Source organism: Alteromonas sp. CI.11.F.A3 (assembly GCF_032925565.1).
In the GTDB taxonomy this organism is placed as follows: Bacteria; Pseudomonadota; Gammaproteobacteria; order Enterobacterales; family Alteromonadaceae; genus Alteromonas.
In genome coordinates, this window is record NZ_CP136708.1 from 1775434 (window position 1) to 1790933 (window position 15500).

The following is a 15500-nucleotide window of genomic DNA, read 5'->3' on the forward strand; positions in this document are numbered from 1 at the left end:
AAAACTGGAATATGGCAAAACGAAAAACGGCTTATGTATGCTCAGATTGTGGGGCTGAATTTCCACGCTGGCAGGGGCAATGTTCTGAATGCAAAGCATGGAACACCATTAGCGAGTTTGTAGTCAGTAGCGCCAAAACCACTTCAAAACCAACCTTGTCAGGCTATGCTGGGCAAACTGCTGCTAAAATAGAAATGCTCAATGCGATTGATTTGGAATCTTTACCCCGATTTAGCGCAGGGTTTAAAGAGCTCGATAGAGTATTGGGCGGTGGAATAGTGCCAGGTGCTGCTATGTTAATTGGCGGCTCGCCAGGGGCAGGTAAAAGTACATTGTTACTTCAGGTTATGTGTCAAATGGCACAAACCGAAACCGCTTTATACGTAACAGGGGAAGAATCACTCCAGCAAGTAGCTATGCGTGCAAAGCGCTTAAATCTACCTGATGATAAGCTAATGATGTTGGCAGAAACCAGTGTAGAAACTATTTGCGATCTGGCGCTAACGAAAAAGCCGAAAATCATGGTTATCGACTCTATTCAAGTAATGCATGTAGCTGATGTGCAATCTGCACCTGGCAGTGTATCGCAGGTGAGAGAAAGTGCGGCCTACCTAACCCGTTTTGCAAAACAACACCACATCTCAATGTTTCTTGTCGGTCATGTAACCAAAGACGGCAACTTAGCCGGCCCGAAAGTCTTAGAGCACTGTATCGACAGTTCAATGATGCTAGAAGGGGAGAGCGACGGCCGTTACCGTACCTTGCGCAGCCATAAAAACCGTTTCGGTGCCGTTAACGAATTAGGTGTTTTTGCGATGACTGAAAAAGGCCTAAAAGAGGTGAACAACCCTTCGGCTATATTCTTAAGTCGTGGTGAAAATGAAACGCCAGGATCAAGTGTAATGGTGATTTGGGAAGGCACGCGGCCGCTGTTGGTAGAAATACAGGCCTTGGTGGACTACTCACAAATGTCTAACCCTCGGCGAATTGCGGTGGGGCTAGATCAAAACCGATTGTCGATGTTGTTAGCGGTATTGCATCGTCACGGTAATGTACAAATGAACGACCAAGATGTCTTTGTGAATGTGGTGGGGGGCGTGAAGGTAAGTGAAACCAGTGCTGACTTAGCGTTACTGCTAGCAATGGTGTCGAGCTTTCGAAATCGCTCTCTACCCAAAGATTTAATTGTATTTGGAGAAGTTGGGCTAGCCGGAGAAATTAGGCCTGTTCCCAATGGCACCGAGCGCATTATTGAAGCCGCTAAACATGGTTTCAAACGTGCGATTGTGCCAAAGGCAAATGCGCCGAAGCAGGCAGTAAATGGTATGAAAGTTATTCCAGTGTCTCAGCTCAGCGATGCGTTAGATGCATTAGAATAAACCGCTTCTATTAGCGCATTTAATTCCTTCTCATTTAAATCAGCCTCTTGGCTGTTAAGCAGTATTAAGCGCCTCAGTGCGCTTATGCTGTCTACATCCATTTGAGATACTTTGCAGCCTAAAGATACTGAATCTTGGCGGCTATCATTCTGCCGATACAGTTGCTCAATATGCAAGGTGATAACGGGGCTGTCTTCATTTGCTCTGAAAGTGGCAGTATAAGGATCGTGGCTGTCGAAGGGTAATTCGTTAAGTGCATCTTCGTTTGCGCTTAATTTTACGCCTTGAAGCGAGACATCAATAATAATGACATCAATGCGCTTATCATGATGAGCAAGTGTTCCTTTTACGGCCAATGGAATACGTGTAAATAAGCGTTTGTCCGACATAAATCCCTCAAGCTAGAAAATCTTTGATTCACTCAGTATTAGTGATGTTAGTACACAAGGCAACTAGCAATAAGTGTAGTGGTGTAAAGCTATTTTTCACCGAGCCTAAAAAAACGGGCTAATAAGAGCCCGTTCTACAAAAAAGAGACGCAGCATTATCTACACCGCGCTGTCTAGGTTAATGCTACTTGGCTATGCGCTTGTATTTTAGTCTGTGAGGTTCCACCGCATCTTGCCCGAATTCAGCCTTAAGCCACGTTTCGTAGTCAGAGTAGTTACCTTCAAAGAAGTTAATGTTACCTTCGTCGCGGTAATCCATGATGTGTGTGGCAACTCTATCTAAGAACCATCTATCATGGGAAATAACCATGGCGCAGCCTGGGAATTCCAATAAGGCATTCTCAAGCGCTCGTAAGGTTTCAACATCCAAGTCGTTAGTTGGTTCATCGAGTAGCAACACGTTGCCGCCAGCTTTTAACAGCTTGGCTAAATGCACACGGTTTCGTTCACCACCAGACAAGTCTTTAATAAACTTCTGCTGATCGTTGCCTTTAAAGTTAAAGCGGCTGCAATATGCACGGCTATTTATTTCGAAGTTACCAATACGAATAATATCTTGTTCTTCCGAAATTTCTTTAAACACCGTGGTGTTTTCATTCATATGATCGCGAAACTGCTCAACGCTAGCAATTTTCACAGAGTCACCCAAGCTAATATCACCTGAATCAGGTTGCTCTGCACCGGTAAGCATTCTAAATAGGGTAGATTTACCCGCACCGTTTGGCCCGACAATCCCTACAATTGCCCCTTTAGGAACTTTAAACGACAAGTCATCAATAAGTACACGTTCACCATAAGACTTATTAAGGTGTTCAACTTCAATAACCTTGTCACCTAAACGCTCACCAGGTGGAATGAAAAGCTCGTTAGTTTCGTTACGTTTTTGGTAATCGCCCGTGGACATTTCTTCAAAGCGAGCCATACGCGCTTTGCTTTTTGCATGGCGGCCTTTTGGATTAGAGCGAACCCATTCGAGTTCTTGTCTAATACTCTTTTGACGGGCATTTTCGCTGCGTTCTTCTTGCTGTAAACGTTGGTCCTTTTGTTCCAACCAAGAAGAATAGTTACCTTCCCATGGAATACCTTCACCACGGTCTAGTTCTAATATCCAGCCTGCAACATTATCAAGAAAGTATCTATCATGGGTAATTGCCACTACCGTGCCTTCATAATCGTGAAGGAAACGTTCTAACCAAGCAACAGATTCAGCATCCAAGTGGTTCGTCGGTTCATCAAGCAGCAGCATTTCCGGCTTTTCAAGTAACAAACGGCATAAAGCAACACGGCGGCGCTCACCACCTGATAACTTGCTAACGTCTGCATCCCATGCTGGAAGACGAAGAGCTTCAGCAGCACGGTTTAAGGTATTCTCTAAGTTATGCCCGTCTTTCGACTGAATAATCGCCTCTAACTCACCTTGTTCTTTTGCAAGGGCGTCGAAGTCGGCATCAGCTTCTGCGTAAGCGGCATAAACTTCATCCAAGCGAGTTAGCGCGTGTTTAACGTCGGCTAATGCTTCTTCCACGTTTCCGCGAACATCTTTCGATTCGTCTAGTTGCGGCTCCTGAGGCAGGTAGCCTATTTTAAGGCCTGGTTGAGGGCGTGCTTCACCTTCAATCTCGGTGTCTAACCCAGCCATGATGCGTAGTAAGGTAGATTTACCAGAACCGTTTAAACCCAATACGCCAATTTTTGCGCCGGGGAAAAAACTAAGAGAGATATTTTTAAGAATTTGACGGTTCGGTGGAACAATTTTCCCCACGCGATGCATACTATAAACGTATTGAGCCATGCTGTGTCCTTGCCAGAAAATAAAGCATCATTGTACTCGTAACAGGATAGTCTGTGCCAGTGTGAACCGCCATACAACCTCATGCTTGATGGTATTTTGTTCAATTGAAGTAAAAAGAAGGCGAAAAGTGCGAATAATACGGCGGTCACCTTTAACAAATTAAGGTAAACTTCGCTAGCATACGCTTTAATGAAAAAATAGGTATTCACTGTATGACTACAATGAACAAACGTCCTTACAGCCTATCGGAACTTGCCAGCCATGTAGGCGGTGTTGTAGAGGGAGACGGCAGTGTCGTTATCTCTGCGGTAGGAACGCTGGCAGGCGCTGCCAGCCATCAAATCTCATTTCTTACTAATCCGAAATATAAATCACAGTTAAGCGATACCTCTGCCGGTGCGGTTATTCTTCACAGCAGCTTGAAAGACACGGCACCGTGTCCCGCGCTTGTGGTAGACAACCCCCACGCAGCGTTCGCACGCATCGCACAGCTTTTCGACACCACGCCAGTCGTTGCAAGTGGTATTGCCGACACCGCTGTGATTGCATCGTCGGCCAATATCGGTAGTGATGTGTCGTTAGGTCACAATGTGATTATCGAAGATAACGTAATACTTGGTGACCGCGTAACTATTGGAGCGAATACGGTGATTCGCAAAGGTACGCGCATTGGTGAAGGCAGTGTTATTCACCCCAACGTAACCATTTATCATGACGTGATAATAGGTAAGCGAGTTACAGTGCATAGCCAAACGGTTATTGGTGCAGCAGGCTTTGGCTACGCAAACGATAAAGGCGTGTGGCTTCCTATTCCGCAAACCGGCTCAGTACGCATCGGTGATGACAGTCAAATTGGTGCAAGCAGCACTATCGACCGTGGAGCCATGGAAGATACCGTACTAGGTACCAACGTGATTATCGATAACCAAGTGCAGGTGGGACATAACTGCATTATTGGCGATCATTCATGTATTTGCGGTGCTACGGGCATTGCGGGCAGTTGTCATATCGGCAAATACGTTGTTATCGGTGGAGGTGTGGGCGTGAATGGTCACATTTCTATTTGCGATAAAGTACAAGTTACCGGCTATTCCATGATTGTCCAAGATATCACCGAACCAGGCGTTTATTCTTCAGGTCAGCCAGCTACGTCTAACCGAGAATGGAAGCGAAATACCATAAGGCTGCAGAAAATAGGCAGTTTATTTGACCGTGTTAAAGCGCTAGAAAAACAGGTCTGATGTCACTGTAGCGCAGGTGTTACGTTAAACCTGCGCCATTTAAATTAAATTGGTCATAAAGCGGTATACAAGCCCTTGAAAATGACTAGAATATGCCACGAACAAGCCATCAATCAATGCCGTTAAGGAGCCCTCATGTTACCTCGCGAAATGAATATCGCTGACTTTGACCCAGAATTAGCCGATGCAATGGCAAAAGAAGTTGTCCGTCAGGAACAGCATATCGAACTTATCGCCTCTGAAAACTACTGTAGCCCACGTGTTATGGAAGCGCAGGGTTCTCAGCTTACTAACAAGTACGCTGAAGGTTACCCAGGCAAGCGTTATTACGGCGGTTGTGAGCACGTTGACGTGGTAGAGCAACTGGCTATCGACCGTGCTAAAGAGCTTTTCGGTGCCGATTACGCTAACGTACAGCCTCACTCAGGTTCACAAGCCAACTCTGCCGTATTTATGGCATTGCTTGATGCGGGCGATACTGTACTTGGTATGAGCCTTTCTGAAGGTGGTCATTTAACGCATGGTTCTCACGTTAACTTTTCGGGCAAAACCTACAATGCCGTTCAGTATGGCTTGAACCACGACACTGGCGAAATCGATTACGAACAAGTTGCTGCGTTAGCAGAAGAACATAAACCGAAAATGATTATTGGTGGTTTCTCAGCTTATTCAGGTATTGTTGATTGGGCAAAATTCCGTGAAATCGCCGACAGCGTTGGTGCTTTCCTATTAGTTGATATGGCGCACGTTGCGGGTTTGATTGCGGCGGGTGTTTATCCTAACCCACTGCCACACGCACACGTAGTGACAACCACCACGCATAAAACCCTAGCGGGCCCACGTAGCGGACTAATTTTGTCAGCGTGTGGTGACGAAGCCATTTATAAAAAGCTTCAAAGCTCAGTATTCCCTGGCAACCAAGGTGGTCCTTTGTGCCATGTTATTGCAGCAAAAGCAGTAGCGTTTAAAGAAGCACTTCAGCCAGACTTTAAAGAATACCAAACACAGGTTGTTGCGAACGCAAAAGCCATGGTGGCGGTAATGCAAGAACGCGGATACAAAATTGTATCTAATGGCACTGAAAACCATTTGTTCTTGCTAGACCTTATCGATAAAGGTATTACAGGCAAAGAAGCTGATGCTGCCCTTGGTTCTGCTAACATTACTGTTAACAAGAACTCGGTTCCTAATGATCCTCGCTCACCGTTTGTTACCAGCGGATTGCGTATCGGTAGTCCAGCGATTACTCGTCGTGGATTTAAAGAAGAACAAGCCAAACAAGTCGCTACATGGATTTGTGATGTGCTAGATAACATGGGTGATGACAGCGTTATCGACCGTGTTAAAAGTGAAGTGGTTGCCCTTTGTGAACAGTTCCCTGTTTACGCGTAAGCAACCTAGATAAGAAAGTTACCGCGCGTTAGTCTTTTTAATCGAAGGCTATCGCGTAGTAAAAAAGTAAGTTAAGGAACGCTCATGTTTTGCCCCTTTTGTTCAGCACAAGAAACAAAAGTGATTGACTCTCGCCTAGTGGCAGAGGGGCATCAGGTGCGCAGACGTCGTGAATGCGCAATGTGTCACGAACGTTTTACTACCTTCGAAAGTGCAGAACTTGTGATGCCACGTGTTATCAAACGTGATGGCTCACGGGAGCCTTTCAACGAAGATAAGCTTCGTGCAGGCTTACAGCGCGCGCTAGAAAAACGCCCAGTGAGTACAGAAAAAGTTGAACAGTGTATCTTGTCGCTTAAGTCAGAGCTTAGGGCAACCGGCGAACGAGAAGTGGGGAGCGAACTGTTAGGTAACCTTATTATGAAAGCGCTCAAAGAGCTGGATAAGGTCGCTTACGTGCGGTTTGCCTCTGTTTATCGTTCCTTTGAAGATATCCGAGAGTTTGGTGAGGAAATAGCCAGACTAGGGGATTAACCACGGGATATGCAGTGTCAATTAATACTACCCATGCGCATGTAAATAGCAGCTCAAACACCGACGTAGGCAAAAGCCACAGTAGTCGTTCAATCAGTGACTTGCCTAGCAGGGAGGTTGAAAGTGACTATTATTGGATGGCCAAAGCCATTCGACTGGCGCAAAGAGGCCAATATACTACTTCTCCTAATCCCCGTGTTGGCTGTGTCATTGTTAATAGCAACAATGAATCTATTGGCCAAGGTATACATATTCAAGCCGGTACGCCGCATGCCGAAATTCATGCCCTTCGTGAAGCTGGGAAAAGCGCAAAGGGCGCTACAGCCTACGTAACGCTAGAGCCATGTAGCCATTATGGCCGAACGCCCCCCTGCGCAGAAGCACTGATAAAAGCACAAGTCTCGCGGGTGGTTATTGCCATGACTGATCCCAATCCCAATGTCAGCGGTAATGGTATTCGCATGTTACAAGATGCGGGCATTGAGGTGTCATCCGATATTATGTCGGCAGAATCTGCCGCTTTGAACCCAGGTTTTATCAAGCGCATGCTAACAGGCAAACCTTACGTTCGAGTGAAATTGGGCATAAGTGTGGATGGAAAAATCGCGCTTCAAAATGGCAACAGCCAATGGATAACCGGGCCAGAAGCCAGAAGAGATGTACAGCACTACCGTGCACAAAGCTGCGCAGTGTTAACAGGTTCGGGTACGGTAAAAGCCGATAACCCAAGTCTATTAGTGAGACCAGACGAAGCGAAGTTTGCGCATTACCCGTTGGAGGCTATTCGCCAGCCAGTGCGGGTAATAGTGAATAGTGCCGATGATCTTTCAAGGGACTATACGTGCATGAACGATGGACATCCCACCTTTGTGGCATCTACCCAACATAACGCCGATACGGATAATCGCCAACACCTAACTGTTGATGCGATGAACGGTAAAGTGGATATCAGTAAACTTATGCTGCAGTTAGGCGCTATGCAGTTTAATGAAGTGTGGGTAGAAGCAGGACCAGGTTTAGCTGGCGCATTGATGATGGCCGGTGAAGTAGACGAACTCATTTGTTATCAAGCACCTAAGCTATTGGGAGACAAAGGGGTGAGTATGGTATCTTTACCCACCTTTACCGAATTGAATCAAGCTATTGAATTGTCGCTGATTGAAAGTCGACAAATAGGTAACGATATGAAGCTTCGTTACAGTCTCAACGCGCCTCAACAGCCCTCAATAGCCTTATAGGAACATTATGTTTACTGGAATTATTCAAGCTTTAGGCAAGATTACCAAACTCGATAACCGTGGTAGTGACATACGGTTAACGGTTTCATCAACTACACTGGATATGGCTGATGTTGCGCTTGGCGACAGTATCGCTACCAACGGGGTATGCCTTACCGTGACTGATATGGGTAGCGATTATTACTGTGCAGATGTGTCGGCTGAAACCATAAAACTCACCGGCTTTGCCCATTATGGCACGGGTTCTACGGTGAACCTTGAAAAGGCAATGCGACCCACTGACAGACTGGGCGGACACATTGTTTCGGGTCACGTCGATGGCGTTGGCGAGATCAGTAAAATTATAAAACACACCGACTATGTTGAATTTTGGGTAAAAGCACCTACATCTTTAGCCAAGTATATTGCGCATAAGGGCAGCATTACTGTTGATGGCGTGAGCCTTACGGTAAATGAAGTAAACGGTGCTGAGTTTATGCTATGGATAATTCCTCACACGTTGAAAGAAACGGTGATGGGAAATTATGAAGTAGGCACCGCGGTAAATTTAGAAGTAGATGTAATAGCACGTTACCTTGAACGCTTAATGATGGGTGATAAAGCAGCATCACCCATATCAAAAGACATTGATATGGCGTTTTTGGCTGAGAACGGATTTTTGAGAAAGTAACCCTACAAGAAGTATAAAAACTATGGCATTTAACACCTCGAAAGAAATTATTGAAGACATTCGCCTGGGTAAAATGGTTATCTTGATGGATGATGAAGATCGCGAAAACGAAGGCGATCTTATTATGGCAGCAGAACATGTAACGCCAGAAGCGATTAACTTTATGGTTACGCATGCCAGAGGTTTAGTTTGCCTACCTATGACCGAAGCACGCTGTAGACGCCTTAATCTGCCGTTAATGGTGGATAAAAACGAAGCACAGTTTTCTACTAACTTCACCGTATCGATTGAAGCGGCAACAGGTGTTACTACCGGTATTTCAGCAGCAGATCGCGCGGTTACCATTAAAGCTGCCGTTGCTAAAGAAGCGAAGGCTACCGATATAGTCCAGCCAGGGCATATTTTTCCGCTAATTGCGAAAGAAGGCGGTGTATTAAACCGTGCAGGGCATACCGAAGCGGGTGTCGATTTACCCCGTTTAGCAGGATTAGAGCCAGCTGGCGTTATCGTTGAAATCTTAAATGAAGACGGCTCAATGGCGCGTCGTCCGGAGCTTGAGAAATTCGCCGAAAAACACGACCTTAAAATTGGCACCATCGCCGATTTAATCGAGTACAGAAACCTAAACGAAACTACCATTGAAAAGGTCGCTCAGTGCAACCTACCGACAGAATATGGTGATTTTGAGCTGCACACGTTCAAAGACAGCATAGATAACCAGCTACACTTTGCGCTGAAAAAAGGTGAAGTGACCGCTGAAACCCCAACATTGGTTCGCGTGCATCTGCATAACACCTTCAGTGATTTGTTGGGCTCTACCCGCGGCATTCATCGTTCGCTTACCTTATCGGAAGGGATGCAAAAAATTGCTGATGAAGGCGGTGTGCTCGTATTGCTAGGTAAAGATGAACAAATTGAACAACAGGTTCGCCGTTTTGCCGCAGAAGATAGAGGCGAGCGCCCAACCGGTGCTGATTGGCAGGGCTCTTCACGCACCATTGGTGTGGGCAGCCAGATTTTAGCTTCTATTGGCGTTCAAAAAATGCGCCTGCTAAGCAAGCCTATTAAGTACCATGCCTTATCAGGCTATGGCCTAGAAGTGGTTGAGTACGTACACGATTAAGTAGTGGTAAATCATAAGCTCTTGGTAAGGCTCTGTTAACGAAAAGTCATTACCACAAGCCAATGCAATTTACGTAAGTAATTTATAGGAAAGGTGGGGAAAGGGCGCAGTAAACCCTCCACCGCATGGATGCGGTGGCGGAGCGTACAGGGAAGTATTTACCGCGTGTTTACGGAGCCCTATCCCCACCTTGCCGTTTGTTATTCGGGCTAACGGACTTGTCAGCCAGTAACAAAAACAATCGATTTAGTTTGGGCGTAGTTGTGGTATACTTCGCGCCGTTTTTCTCGAGGAATGAAATCATGCAAGTAGTTGAAGGTAATATCAGAGCGACCGGTAAGAAGATTGCTATTGTTGTTGCACGCTTTAATAGCTTTGTTGTTGAGAGCTTATTGGAAGGCGCATTAGACACACTAGACCGTCACGGTGAAGTGAACGAAGACGATATCACAGTGGTACGTGTTCCAGGTGCTTATGAGTTGCCTATTGTTGCTAAGAAACTTGCTGAGAAAAAATCTTTTGACGCCATTATTGCACTTGGTGCGGTAATTCGTGGCGGCACACCTCATTTTGACTTTGTTGCAGGTGAATGCAACAAAGGCCTAGCGCAAGTATCGCTAGAATATGGTGTGCCGGTATCTTTTGGTGTTATCACTACAGATTCTATTGAACAGGCTATCGAACGTTCTGGAACCAAAGCAGGCAACAAAGGCGCAGAAGCAGCCTTAGGTGCGCTTGAAATGGTTAACGTTATCGATGCTGTTGAAAAGCTTTAAGGTAAAAAATTAAGTGAAAGTTTCAGCTCGTCGTAAAGCCCGTGAACTTGCCCTTCAAGGCATCTATTCATGGCAAATGAGTCATAACGATATTCAACAAATTGAACTGGCGCTAGCGACCAGTAACGATATGAAGAAAGTTGATATGGCTTATTTTCAGGCACTGCTTCGCGGTGTGGCGCACAGCGCTAGCCATTTAGATACGACTATAAAGCCGTATTTGGGCCGTTTGCCTGAAGAACTAGATGCAATCGAAAAGGCTATCTTACGTATTGCGACACTGGAACTTACAGAGCGTAAGGATGTGCCTTATCGCGTAATTATTAATGAAGCGATTGAACTTGCGAAGTCTTTCGGGGCCGAAGAAAGTCATAAATTCATCAATGGTGCGCTTGATAAAGCGGTTCGCTCGTTGCGTAAAGACGAACGCGATTAACCTTGTCCAGTGGCATTGGATGTCACAAAGGGTTTAATAGACTATCGTGAAAGAATTTGATCTTATCGGCCGCTACTTCTCTGATGGCGGCCATACTCGTAAAGACGTTGTTATTGGTATTGGTGATGATTGTGCCGTAACTAACGTTCCTAGTAACCAACAACTTGCCGTTACTACAGACACCTTAGTAGCCGGTGTGCACTTCTTAGAAGATGCACCTGCAAAATCAGTTGCGTATAAAACCGTAGCCGTAAATTTAAGCGATTTAGCCGCCATGGGTGCTGAACCTGCTTGGATAAGCTTATCGTTGTCGTTACCAACAGTGAATGATGAATGGCTTAGCGAATTCGTAGATGGTTTATACGAACTCACGCAGTATTATTCAGTACAGTTAATTGGTGGCGATACCGTTAAAGGCCCGATGGCCATGACCATTACGGCGCAAGGGTTCATTCCACCCGGTTCTGAACTGACTCGCAGTAATGCGAAACCTGGTGATTGGGTTTATGTGACAGGCACATTAGGTGATGCTGGTGCAGGCTTAGATATTCTTCAAAATAAGCTATCGGTGGCTGGTGAAGCACGCGATGTGCTTATTAATCGGCATTATTACCCTACACCTCGCGTTGCAATGGGAACGGCACTTCGTCGTATTGCTTCCTCATGTATTGACGTGTCTGATGGTTTAATATCGGATTTAGGTCACATACTGAAAGCATCAGGCTGTGGTGCAAATGTACATGTTGATAAGCTGCCTTTATCGAGAGCGTTAACGAGCGCCGTTGATAATGCTCAAGCTATTGAATATGCGCTGTCAGCAGGCGACGATTACGAGCTTATCTTTACCGTAGGCGAAGAACAACGAGGCAACTTTGAAACCTCGATGGGCAGTAGTAGCGTAAAAGCAACCTGTATTGGTCAGTTAAGCGGTCATGTTGGTCAGCTTAATTTATTGAAAGATAATCAGCCGTTCACGCCAACTAATGAAAATGGTTACGAGCATAGTTTCTAGAAGCTAACAGAGCATTATATGCAAAAAGAATATCGCGCTAGAATTAGCATGAAGAATCCAGTGCACTTTTTAGCGCTGGGTTTTGGTAGTGGGCTTATCCCGTTTATGCCCGGTACGTTTGGCTCAGCGGCTGCACTTCCATTATTAGTATTGTCAGCGAATATGCCAGTGGTGGTATTTATCGCTTTCACTGTTTTTGCCTCAATTTTTGGCATTTATCTGTGCGGAAAAACCGCTGATGATATGCAGGTGCACGATCACGGCTCTATTGTGTGGGATGAAGTGGCAGGTATGTTTATTACCTTCTTATTTGTACCTATTACAGCGTCTTCGTTGCTAGCAGGTTTTTTGCTGTTTCGCGTATTCGATATTTTAAAGCCATGGCCAATAGGGCCTATCGATAAGCGCTTGCACGGCGGTACCGGCATTATGCTCGATGACATAGTGGCAGGTGCTATGGCTTGCGCGTGTTTACATATCATGATGAGCGTGTGGCCTGCATTTACAACCTTGTTTTAAAATCGGGCTAACCTAATCTAACCAAACCTAAGCTCGTTCGATAATACGCAAAATTTGTACATACTAAAAAGCCCGCTGCTGCGGGCTTTTTGTTTTTAAAGACTAGTGAGTGAATAAGTTACGAAACCAATTGTTAGTTCAGTAAGCCTTTAAGTGTAGCGGTAATGCCTTCGGCATCCAGCCCATGCTCTTTGTACATTTCTTGCTGCGTACCTTGTAAAATAAAGCTGTCTGGAAGCCCTAACGTACGAACGGGTTTCATAATGCCTTGTTGTTGTAAGTACTCAAGCACACCAGAGCCAGCACCGCCGGCTATACACCCATCTTCTAAGGTAATAAGCATATCGTGTTCTGCCGCTGCTTTCTCAATAGCTTGGCCATCCAGCGGCTTCACAAAGCGCATATCAATAACCGTTGCATCAATAGCTTCTGCAGCCGCTAACGCATTAGGTAAGAGTGTGCCAAAATTCAATATTGCTGCTTTTTTCGCTGGCTTGCCGGTAATAGCACGGCTAACCTTCGATTTGCCAATCGGTAACTCGGTCATCGCAGCGTCTGGGGTAATACCCATTCCAGACCCTCGAGGGTAGCGTACCGCAGCAGGTTTTTGCGCTTTATGCCCGGTATAAAGCATTTGTCTGCATTCATTTTCATCAGACGGCGCCATAACAATCATATTTGGAATACAGCGCAAAAAGGCAATATCAAACGCACCTTGGTGAGTAGGGCCATCAGCACCCACTATACCGGCACGGTCAACAGCAAATAAAACCGGCAAGTCTTGCAACGCCACATCGTGAATAAGCTGATCGTACGCACGCTGTAAAAAGGTTGAGTAGATGGCAACTACTGGGTTACATCCATCGCGCGCTAGGCCCGCAGCAAAGGTAACCGCATGCTGTTCTGCAATGGCAACATCAAAATACTGTTCAGGGTATTGCTGCGAGAATGCGACCATGCCAGAACCTTCACGCATAGCGGGGGTAACCGCCATCAATTTAGGATCTTGCGCTGCCATATCGCACAACCAATCGCCAAAAATGGCAGAAAAAGTCGGTGCAGATGGCTTGGCTTTGGGCAATGCGTTATCGGCAGGATTAAATTTAGGCACTGCGTGGAATTTAATCGGATCTTTTTCGGCAAGGGCGTAGCCTTTACCTTTTTTAGTTACCACGTGAAGCAATTGTGGGCCTTTGAACTTGCGCATATTACGCAAGGTATCTACCACCGCATCCACATCGTGACCATCAATAGGGCCAATGTAATTAAAGCCAAGCTCTTCAAAGATAGTGCCCGGTACTACCATGCCTTTAAGATGCTCTTCTGCGCGACTAGCAAACTCTTTGATAGGTGGCACATTACTTAATAGCTTTTTAGAACCATCGCGAATAGAGTTGAAGACATTACCCGTTAATAAACGGGCTAGGTGACTATTAAGCGCACCTACGTTTTCAGAGATAGACATTTCGTTGTCGTTTAACACCACAACCATATCTTTATTAATATCACCAGCATGGTTCATTGCTTCAAATGCCATACCTGCGGTAATCGCACCATCACCAATAACGGCAACCACTTTACGATTTTTACCTTCTTGCTCAGCGGCAACTGCCATACCAAGCGCAGCACTTATCGATGTAGACGAGTGGCCTACAGCAAAAGTGTCGTAGTCACTTTCAGGTGGCCAAGGGAAGGGGTGCAAGCCGTCTTTTTGTCGAATAGTCGACATTTGCTTAGCGCGACCCGTCAGAATTTTATGGGGGTAAGCCTGATGACCCACATCCCAAATTAATCTGTCGATTGGCGTATTATAAATATAATGCAAAGCCACAGTAAGCTCTACCGTGCCTAAGCCCGACGCAAAGTGTCCACTGGTTTGGCTAACACTATTTAGTAAATATTCTCGTAATTCATCTGACAACTCACGCAACTTCTCTTGCGGTAACTGTCTTAACTTATCCGGCGTTTGCGCAATAGCAAGCGTGGGGTAATGTTGGAGGTCTAAACTCATTATTTATTATCTTTTTCAACATGGTTGCAGAACTAATGGTCTCGTTTTACCAATAGTTCGCTAAACGCAATTAAACTGTCTGTATTGTAGGGTAAACGAGCCAAGGCTTGAAGGGCATTCTGATGCAGCTTATCAAGTTCTCGTTTTGCGCCTTCAATGCCAAGTTTGGCAGGAAAGGTATTCTTACCCAAAGCAATGTCAGAGCCTGCAGGCTTTCCTAATTGCTCACTATTACCTTCTACGTCAAGAATGTCATCTTGGACTTGAAATGCAAGACCAATATCATCGGCGTAGGCCAATAGGTCTGCTTTACTGTCACTATCAAGTTCTGGAGAAACAATAGATACCATTTCAATACATGCACGAAGCAGGGCGCCGGTTTTCAAATTGTGCAGCCGCTTGAGCTGCTCTAGGCTTATTTCTTCACCCGTGCTGGCTAAATCAATAGCTTGCCCGCCACACATGCCGCGATAGCCTGCGGCGCGGGCTAGCACAGAAAGTAATTCACCACGTTTATTGGTTGCGAAATCACTTAATGGCGCATCGGCTAATGTGCTAAAAGCAAGGGCTTGCAATGCATCACCGGCTAATATTGCGGTGGCTTCATCAAATGCAATATGACAAGTTGGCTGGCCGCGACGCAAATCGTCGTCGTCCATGGCTGGCAAGTCATCATGTACCAGCGAATACGCATGCACGCACTCAATTGCCATACTAATCGCCATTTGATCGCCTTTAGGCACATCAAGGGTGTTGCCGATAACCTGAACCAGTAAAGGTCGCATGCGTTTACCCCCTACCAACAACGCATGGCGCATTGCTTCTTTAAGCCGCGGTGCGTCGTGGGGAAGGTCATCAATAAGCGTATTTAACGACGCATCGGTCTGCTGCTTAACTTGCTGATGCAATGCAGTGAAATTCATAACGT

At 45.7% G+C, this 15500-nt stretch carries 15 protein-coding genes; 11 read left to right on the plus strand and 4 right to left on the minus strand.

Translation table 11 applies throughout. The annotated features are described in order from the left end of the window. The first annotated feature begins 11 nt into the window (after positions 1-11). Positions 12-1379 (plus strand): DNA repair protein RadA, encoded by a 1368-nt coding sequence (gene radA / locus R1T43_RS07565; RefSeq protein WP_211070619.1) that lies wholly within the window; start codon positions 12-14, stop codon positions 1377-1379. Here the strand turns inward: radA and R1T43_RS07570 are convergent. After that, the gene (locus R1T43_RS07570) at positions 1346-1768 is read right to left on the minus strand and encodes a PilZ domain-containing protein (protein ID WP_211070620.1); all 423 of its coding nucleotides are present in this window, start codon (positions 1766-1768) and stop codon (positions 1346-1348) included. The genes radA and R1T43_RS07570 overlap by 34 nt on opposite strands. 184 nt (positions 1769-1952) lie before the next feature. Further along, positions 1953-3620, minus strand: a complete 1668-nt coding sequence (gene ettA, locus R1T43_RS07575; RefSeq protein ID WP_057790703.1) for an energy-dependent translational throttle protein EttA — start codon at positions 3618-3620, stop codon at positions 1953-1955. Between the two features lie 212 nt (positions 3621-3832). Here ettA and lpxD point away from each other — a divergent pair, with 212 nt between their 5' ends. The 10 genes from lpxD (at position 3833) to R1T43_RS07625 (ending at position 12561) form a co-directional block, all read left to right on the plus strand. Further along, a complete protein-coding gene (gene lpxD, locus R1T43_RS07580; protein ID WP_211070621.1) occupies positions 3833-4861 on the plus strand; it encodes a UDP-3-O-(3-hydroxymyristoyl)glucosamine N-acyltransferase in 1029 nt (342 codons plus the stop codon). A 135-nt stretch (positions 4862-4996) separates the two neighbouring features. Then, positions 4997-6253, plus strand: coding sequence for a serine hydroxymethyltransferase (gene glyA / locus R1T43_RS07585; protein WP_317354571.1), 1257 nt, complete (start codon positions 4997-4999; stop codon positions 6251-6253). Positions 6254-6337: 84 nt separating this feature from the next. Beyond that, positions 6338-6787, plus strand: coding sequence for a transcriptional regulator NrdR (nrdR, locus tag R1T43_RS07590; RefSeq protein WP_013783361.1), 450 nt, complete (start codon positions 6338-6340; stop codon positions 6785-6787). Positions 6788-6924: 137 nt separating this feature from the next. Beyond that, positions 6925-8025 (plus strand): bifunctional diaminohydroxyphosphoribosylaminopyrimidine deaminase/5-amino-6-(5-phosphoribosylamino)uracil reductase RibD, encoded by a 1101-nt coding sequence (gene ribD / locus R1T43_RS07595; RefSeq protein ID WP_317355738.1) that lies wholly within the window; start codon positions 6925-6927, stop codon positions 8023-8025. Between the two features lie 7 nt (positions 8026-8032). Then, positions 8033-8695 carry a riboflavin synthase gene (locus R1T43_RS07600; protein WP_211070623.1) on the plus strand — a complete coding sequence of 221 codons (663 nt, stop codon included), beginning with the start codon at positions 8033-8035 and terminating at the stop codon, positions 8693-8695. 22 nt (positions 8696-8717) lie between these two features. Next, positions 8718-9818, plus strand: coding sequence for a bifunctional 3,4-dihydroxy-2-butanone-4-phosphate synthase/GTP cyclohydrolase II (gene ribBA / locus R1T43_RS07605; RefSeq protein WP_317354574.1), 1101 nt, complete (start codon positions 8718-8720; stop codon positions 9816-9818). A 302-nt stretch (positions 9819-10120) separates the two neighbouring features. Next, positions 10121-10594 (plus strand): 6,7-dimethyl-8-ribityllumazine synthase, encoded by a 474-nt coding sequence (ribE, locus tag R1T43_RS07610; protein ID WP_013783365.1) that lies wholly within the window; start codon positions 10121-10123, stop codon positions 10592-10594. 13 nt (positions 10595-10607) lie between these two features. Then, the gene (nusB, locus tag R1T43_RS07615) at positions 10608-11030 is read left to right on the plus strand and encodes a transcription antitermination factor NusB (RefSeq protein WP_013783366.1); all 423 of its coding nucleotides are present in this window, start codon (positions 10608-10610) and stop codon (positions 11028-11030) included. A gap of 46 nt (positions 11031-11076) precedes the next feature. Continuing rightward, complete coding sequence (gene thiL, locus R1T43_RS07620) at positions 11077-12042, plus strand: thiamine-phosphate kinase (protein WP_317354578.1); 966 nt, start codon at positions 11077-11079, stop codon at positions 12040-12042. An 18-nt stretch (positions 12043-12060) separates the two neighbouring features. Continuing rightward, the gene (locus R1T43_RS07625) at positions 12061-12561 is read left to right on the plus strand and encodes a phosphatidylglycerophosphatase A (RefSeq protein ID WP_211070626.1); all 501 of its coding nucleotides are present in this window, start codon (positions 12061-12063) and stop codon (positions 12559-12561) included. Between the two features lie 133 nt (positions 12562-12694). Here R1T43_RS07625 and dxs read toward each other — a convergent pair whose 3' ends face one another. Further along, positions 12695-14572 carry a 1-deoxy-D-xylulose-5-phosphate synthase gene (gene dxs, locus R1T43_RS07630; RefSeq protein WP_317354581.1) on the minus strand — a complete coding sequence of 626 codons (1878 nt, stop codon included), beginning with the start codon at positions 14570-14572 and terminating at the stop codon, positions 12695-12697. A 32-nt stretch (positions 14573-14604) separates the two neighbouring features. After that, positions 14605-15495: a farnesyl diphosphate synthase gene (locus tag R1T43_RS07635; protein ID WP_211070628.1), complete on the minus strand. Its 891-nt coding sequence runs from the start codon at positions 15493-15495 to the stop codon at positions 14605-14607. Positions 15496-15500: the final 5 nt, after the last annotated feature.

What these genes read in the sequence shown, in the direction of transcription:
- lpxD (WP_211070621.1), top strand. Translation starts at nt 3,833, where the DNA reads ATGACTACAATGAACAAACGTCCTTACAGCCTATCGGAACTTGCCAGC.
- nrdR (WP_013783361.1), top strand. Translation starts at nt 6,338, where the DNA reads ATGTTTTGCCCCTTTTGTTCAGCACAAGAAACAAAAGTGATTGACTCT.
- ettA (WP_057790703.1), bottom strand. Translation starts at nt 3,620, where the DNA reads ATGGCTCAATACGTTTATAGTATGCATCGCGTGGGGAAAATTGTTCCA.
- R1T43_RS07570 (WP_211070620.1), bottom strand. Translation starts at nt 1,768, where the DNA reads ATGTCGGACAAACGCTTATTTACACGTATTCCATTGGCCGTAAAAGGA.
- R1T43_RS07625 (WP_211070626.1), top strand. Translation starts at nt 12,061, where the DNA reads ATGCAAAAAGAATATCGCGCTAGAATTAGCATGAAGAATCCAGTGCAC.
- R1T43_RS07600 (WP_211070623.1), top strand. Translation starts at nt 8,033, where the DNA reads ATGTTTACTGGAATTATTCAAGCTTTAGGCAAGATTACCAAACTCGAT.
- dxs (WP_317354581.1), bottom strand. Translation starts at nt 14,572, where the DNA reads ATGAGTTTAGACCTCCAACATTACCCCACGCTTGCTATTGCGCAAACG.
- ribE (WP_013783365.1), top strand. Translation starts at nt 10,121, where the DNA reads ATGCAAGTAGTTGAAGGTAATATCAGAGCGACCGGTAAGAAGATTGCT.
- radA (WP_211070619.1), top strand. Translation starts at nt 12, where the DNA reads ATGGCAAAACGAAAAACGGCTTATGTATGCTCAGATTGTGGGGCTGAA.
- R1T43_RS07635 (WP_211070628.1), bottom strand. Translation starts at nt 15,495, where the DNA reads ATGAATTTCACTGCATTGCATCAGCAAGTTAAGCAGCAGACCGATGCG.
- ribD (WP_317355738.1), top strand. Translation starts at nt 6,925, where the DNA reads ATGGCCAAAGCCATTCGACTGGCGCAAAGAGGCCAATATACTACTTCT.
- glyA (WP_317354571.1), top strand. Translation starts at nt 4,997, where the DNA reads ATGTTACCTCGCGAAATGAATATCGCTGACTTTGACCCAGAATTAGCC.
- ribBA (WP_317354574.1), top strand. Translation starts at nt 8,718, where the DNA reads ATGGCATTTAACACCTCGAAAGAAATTATTGAAGACATTCGCCTGGGT.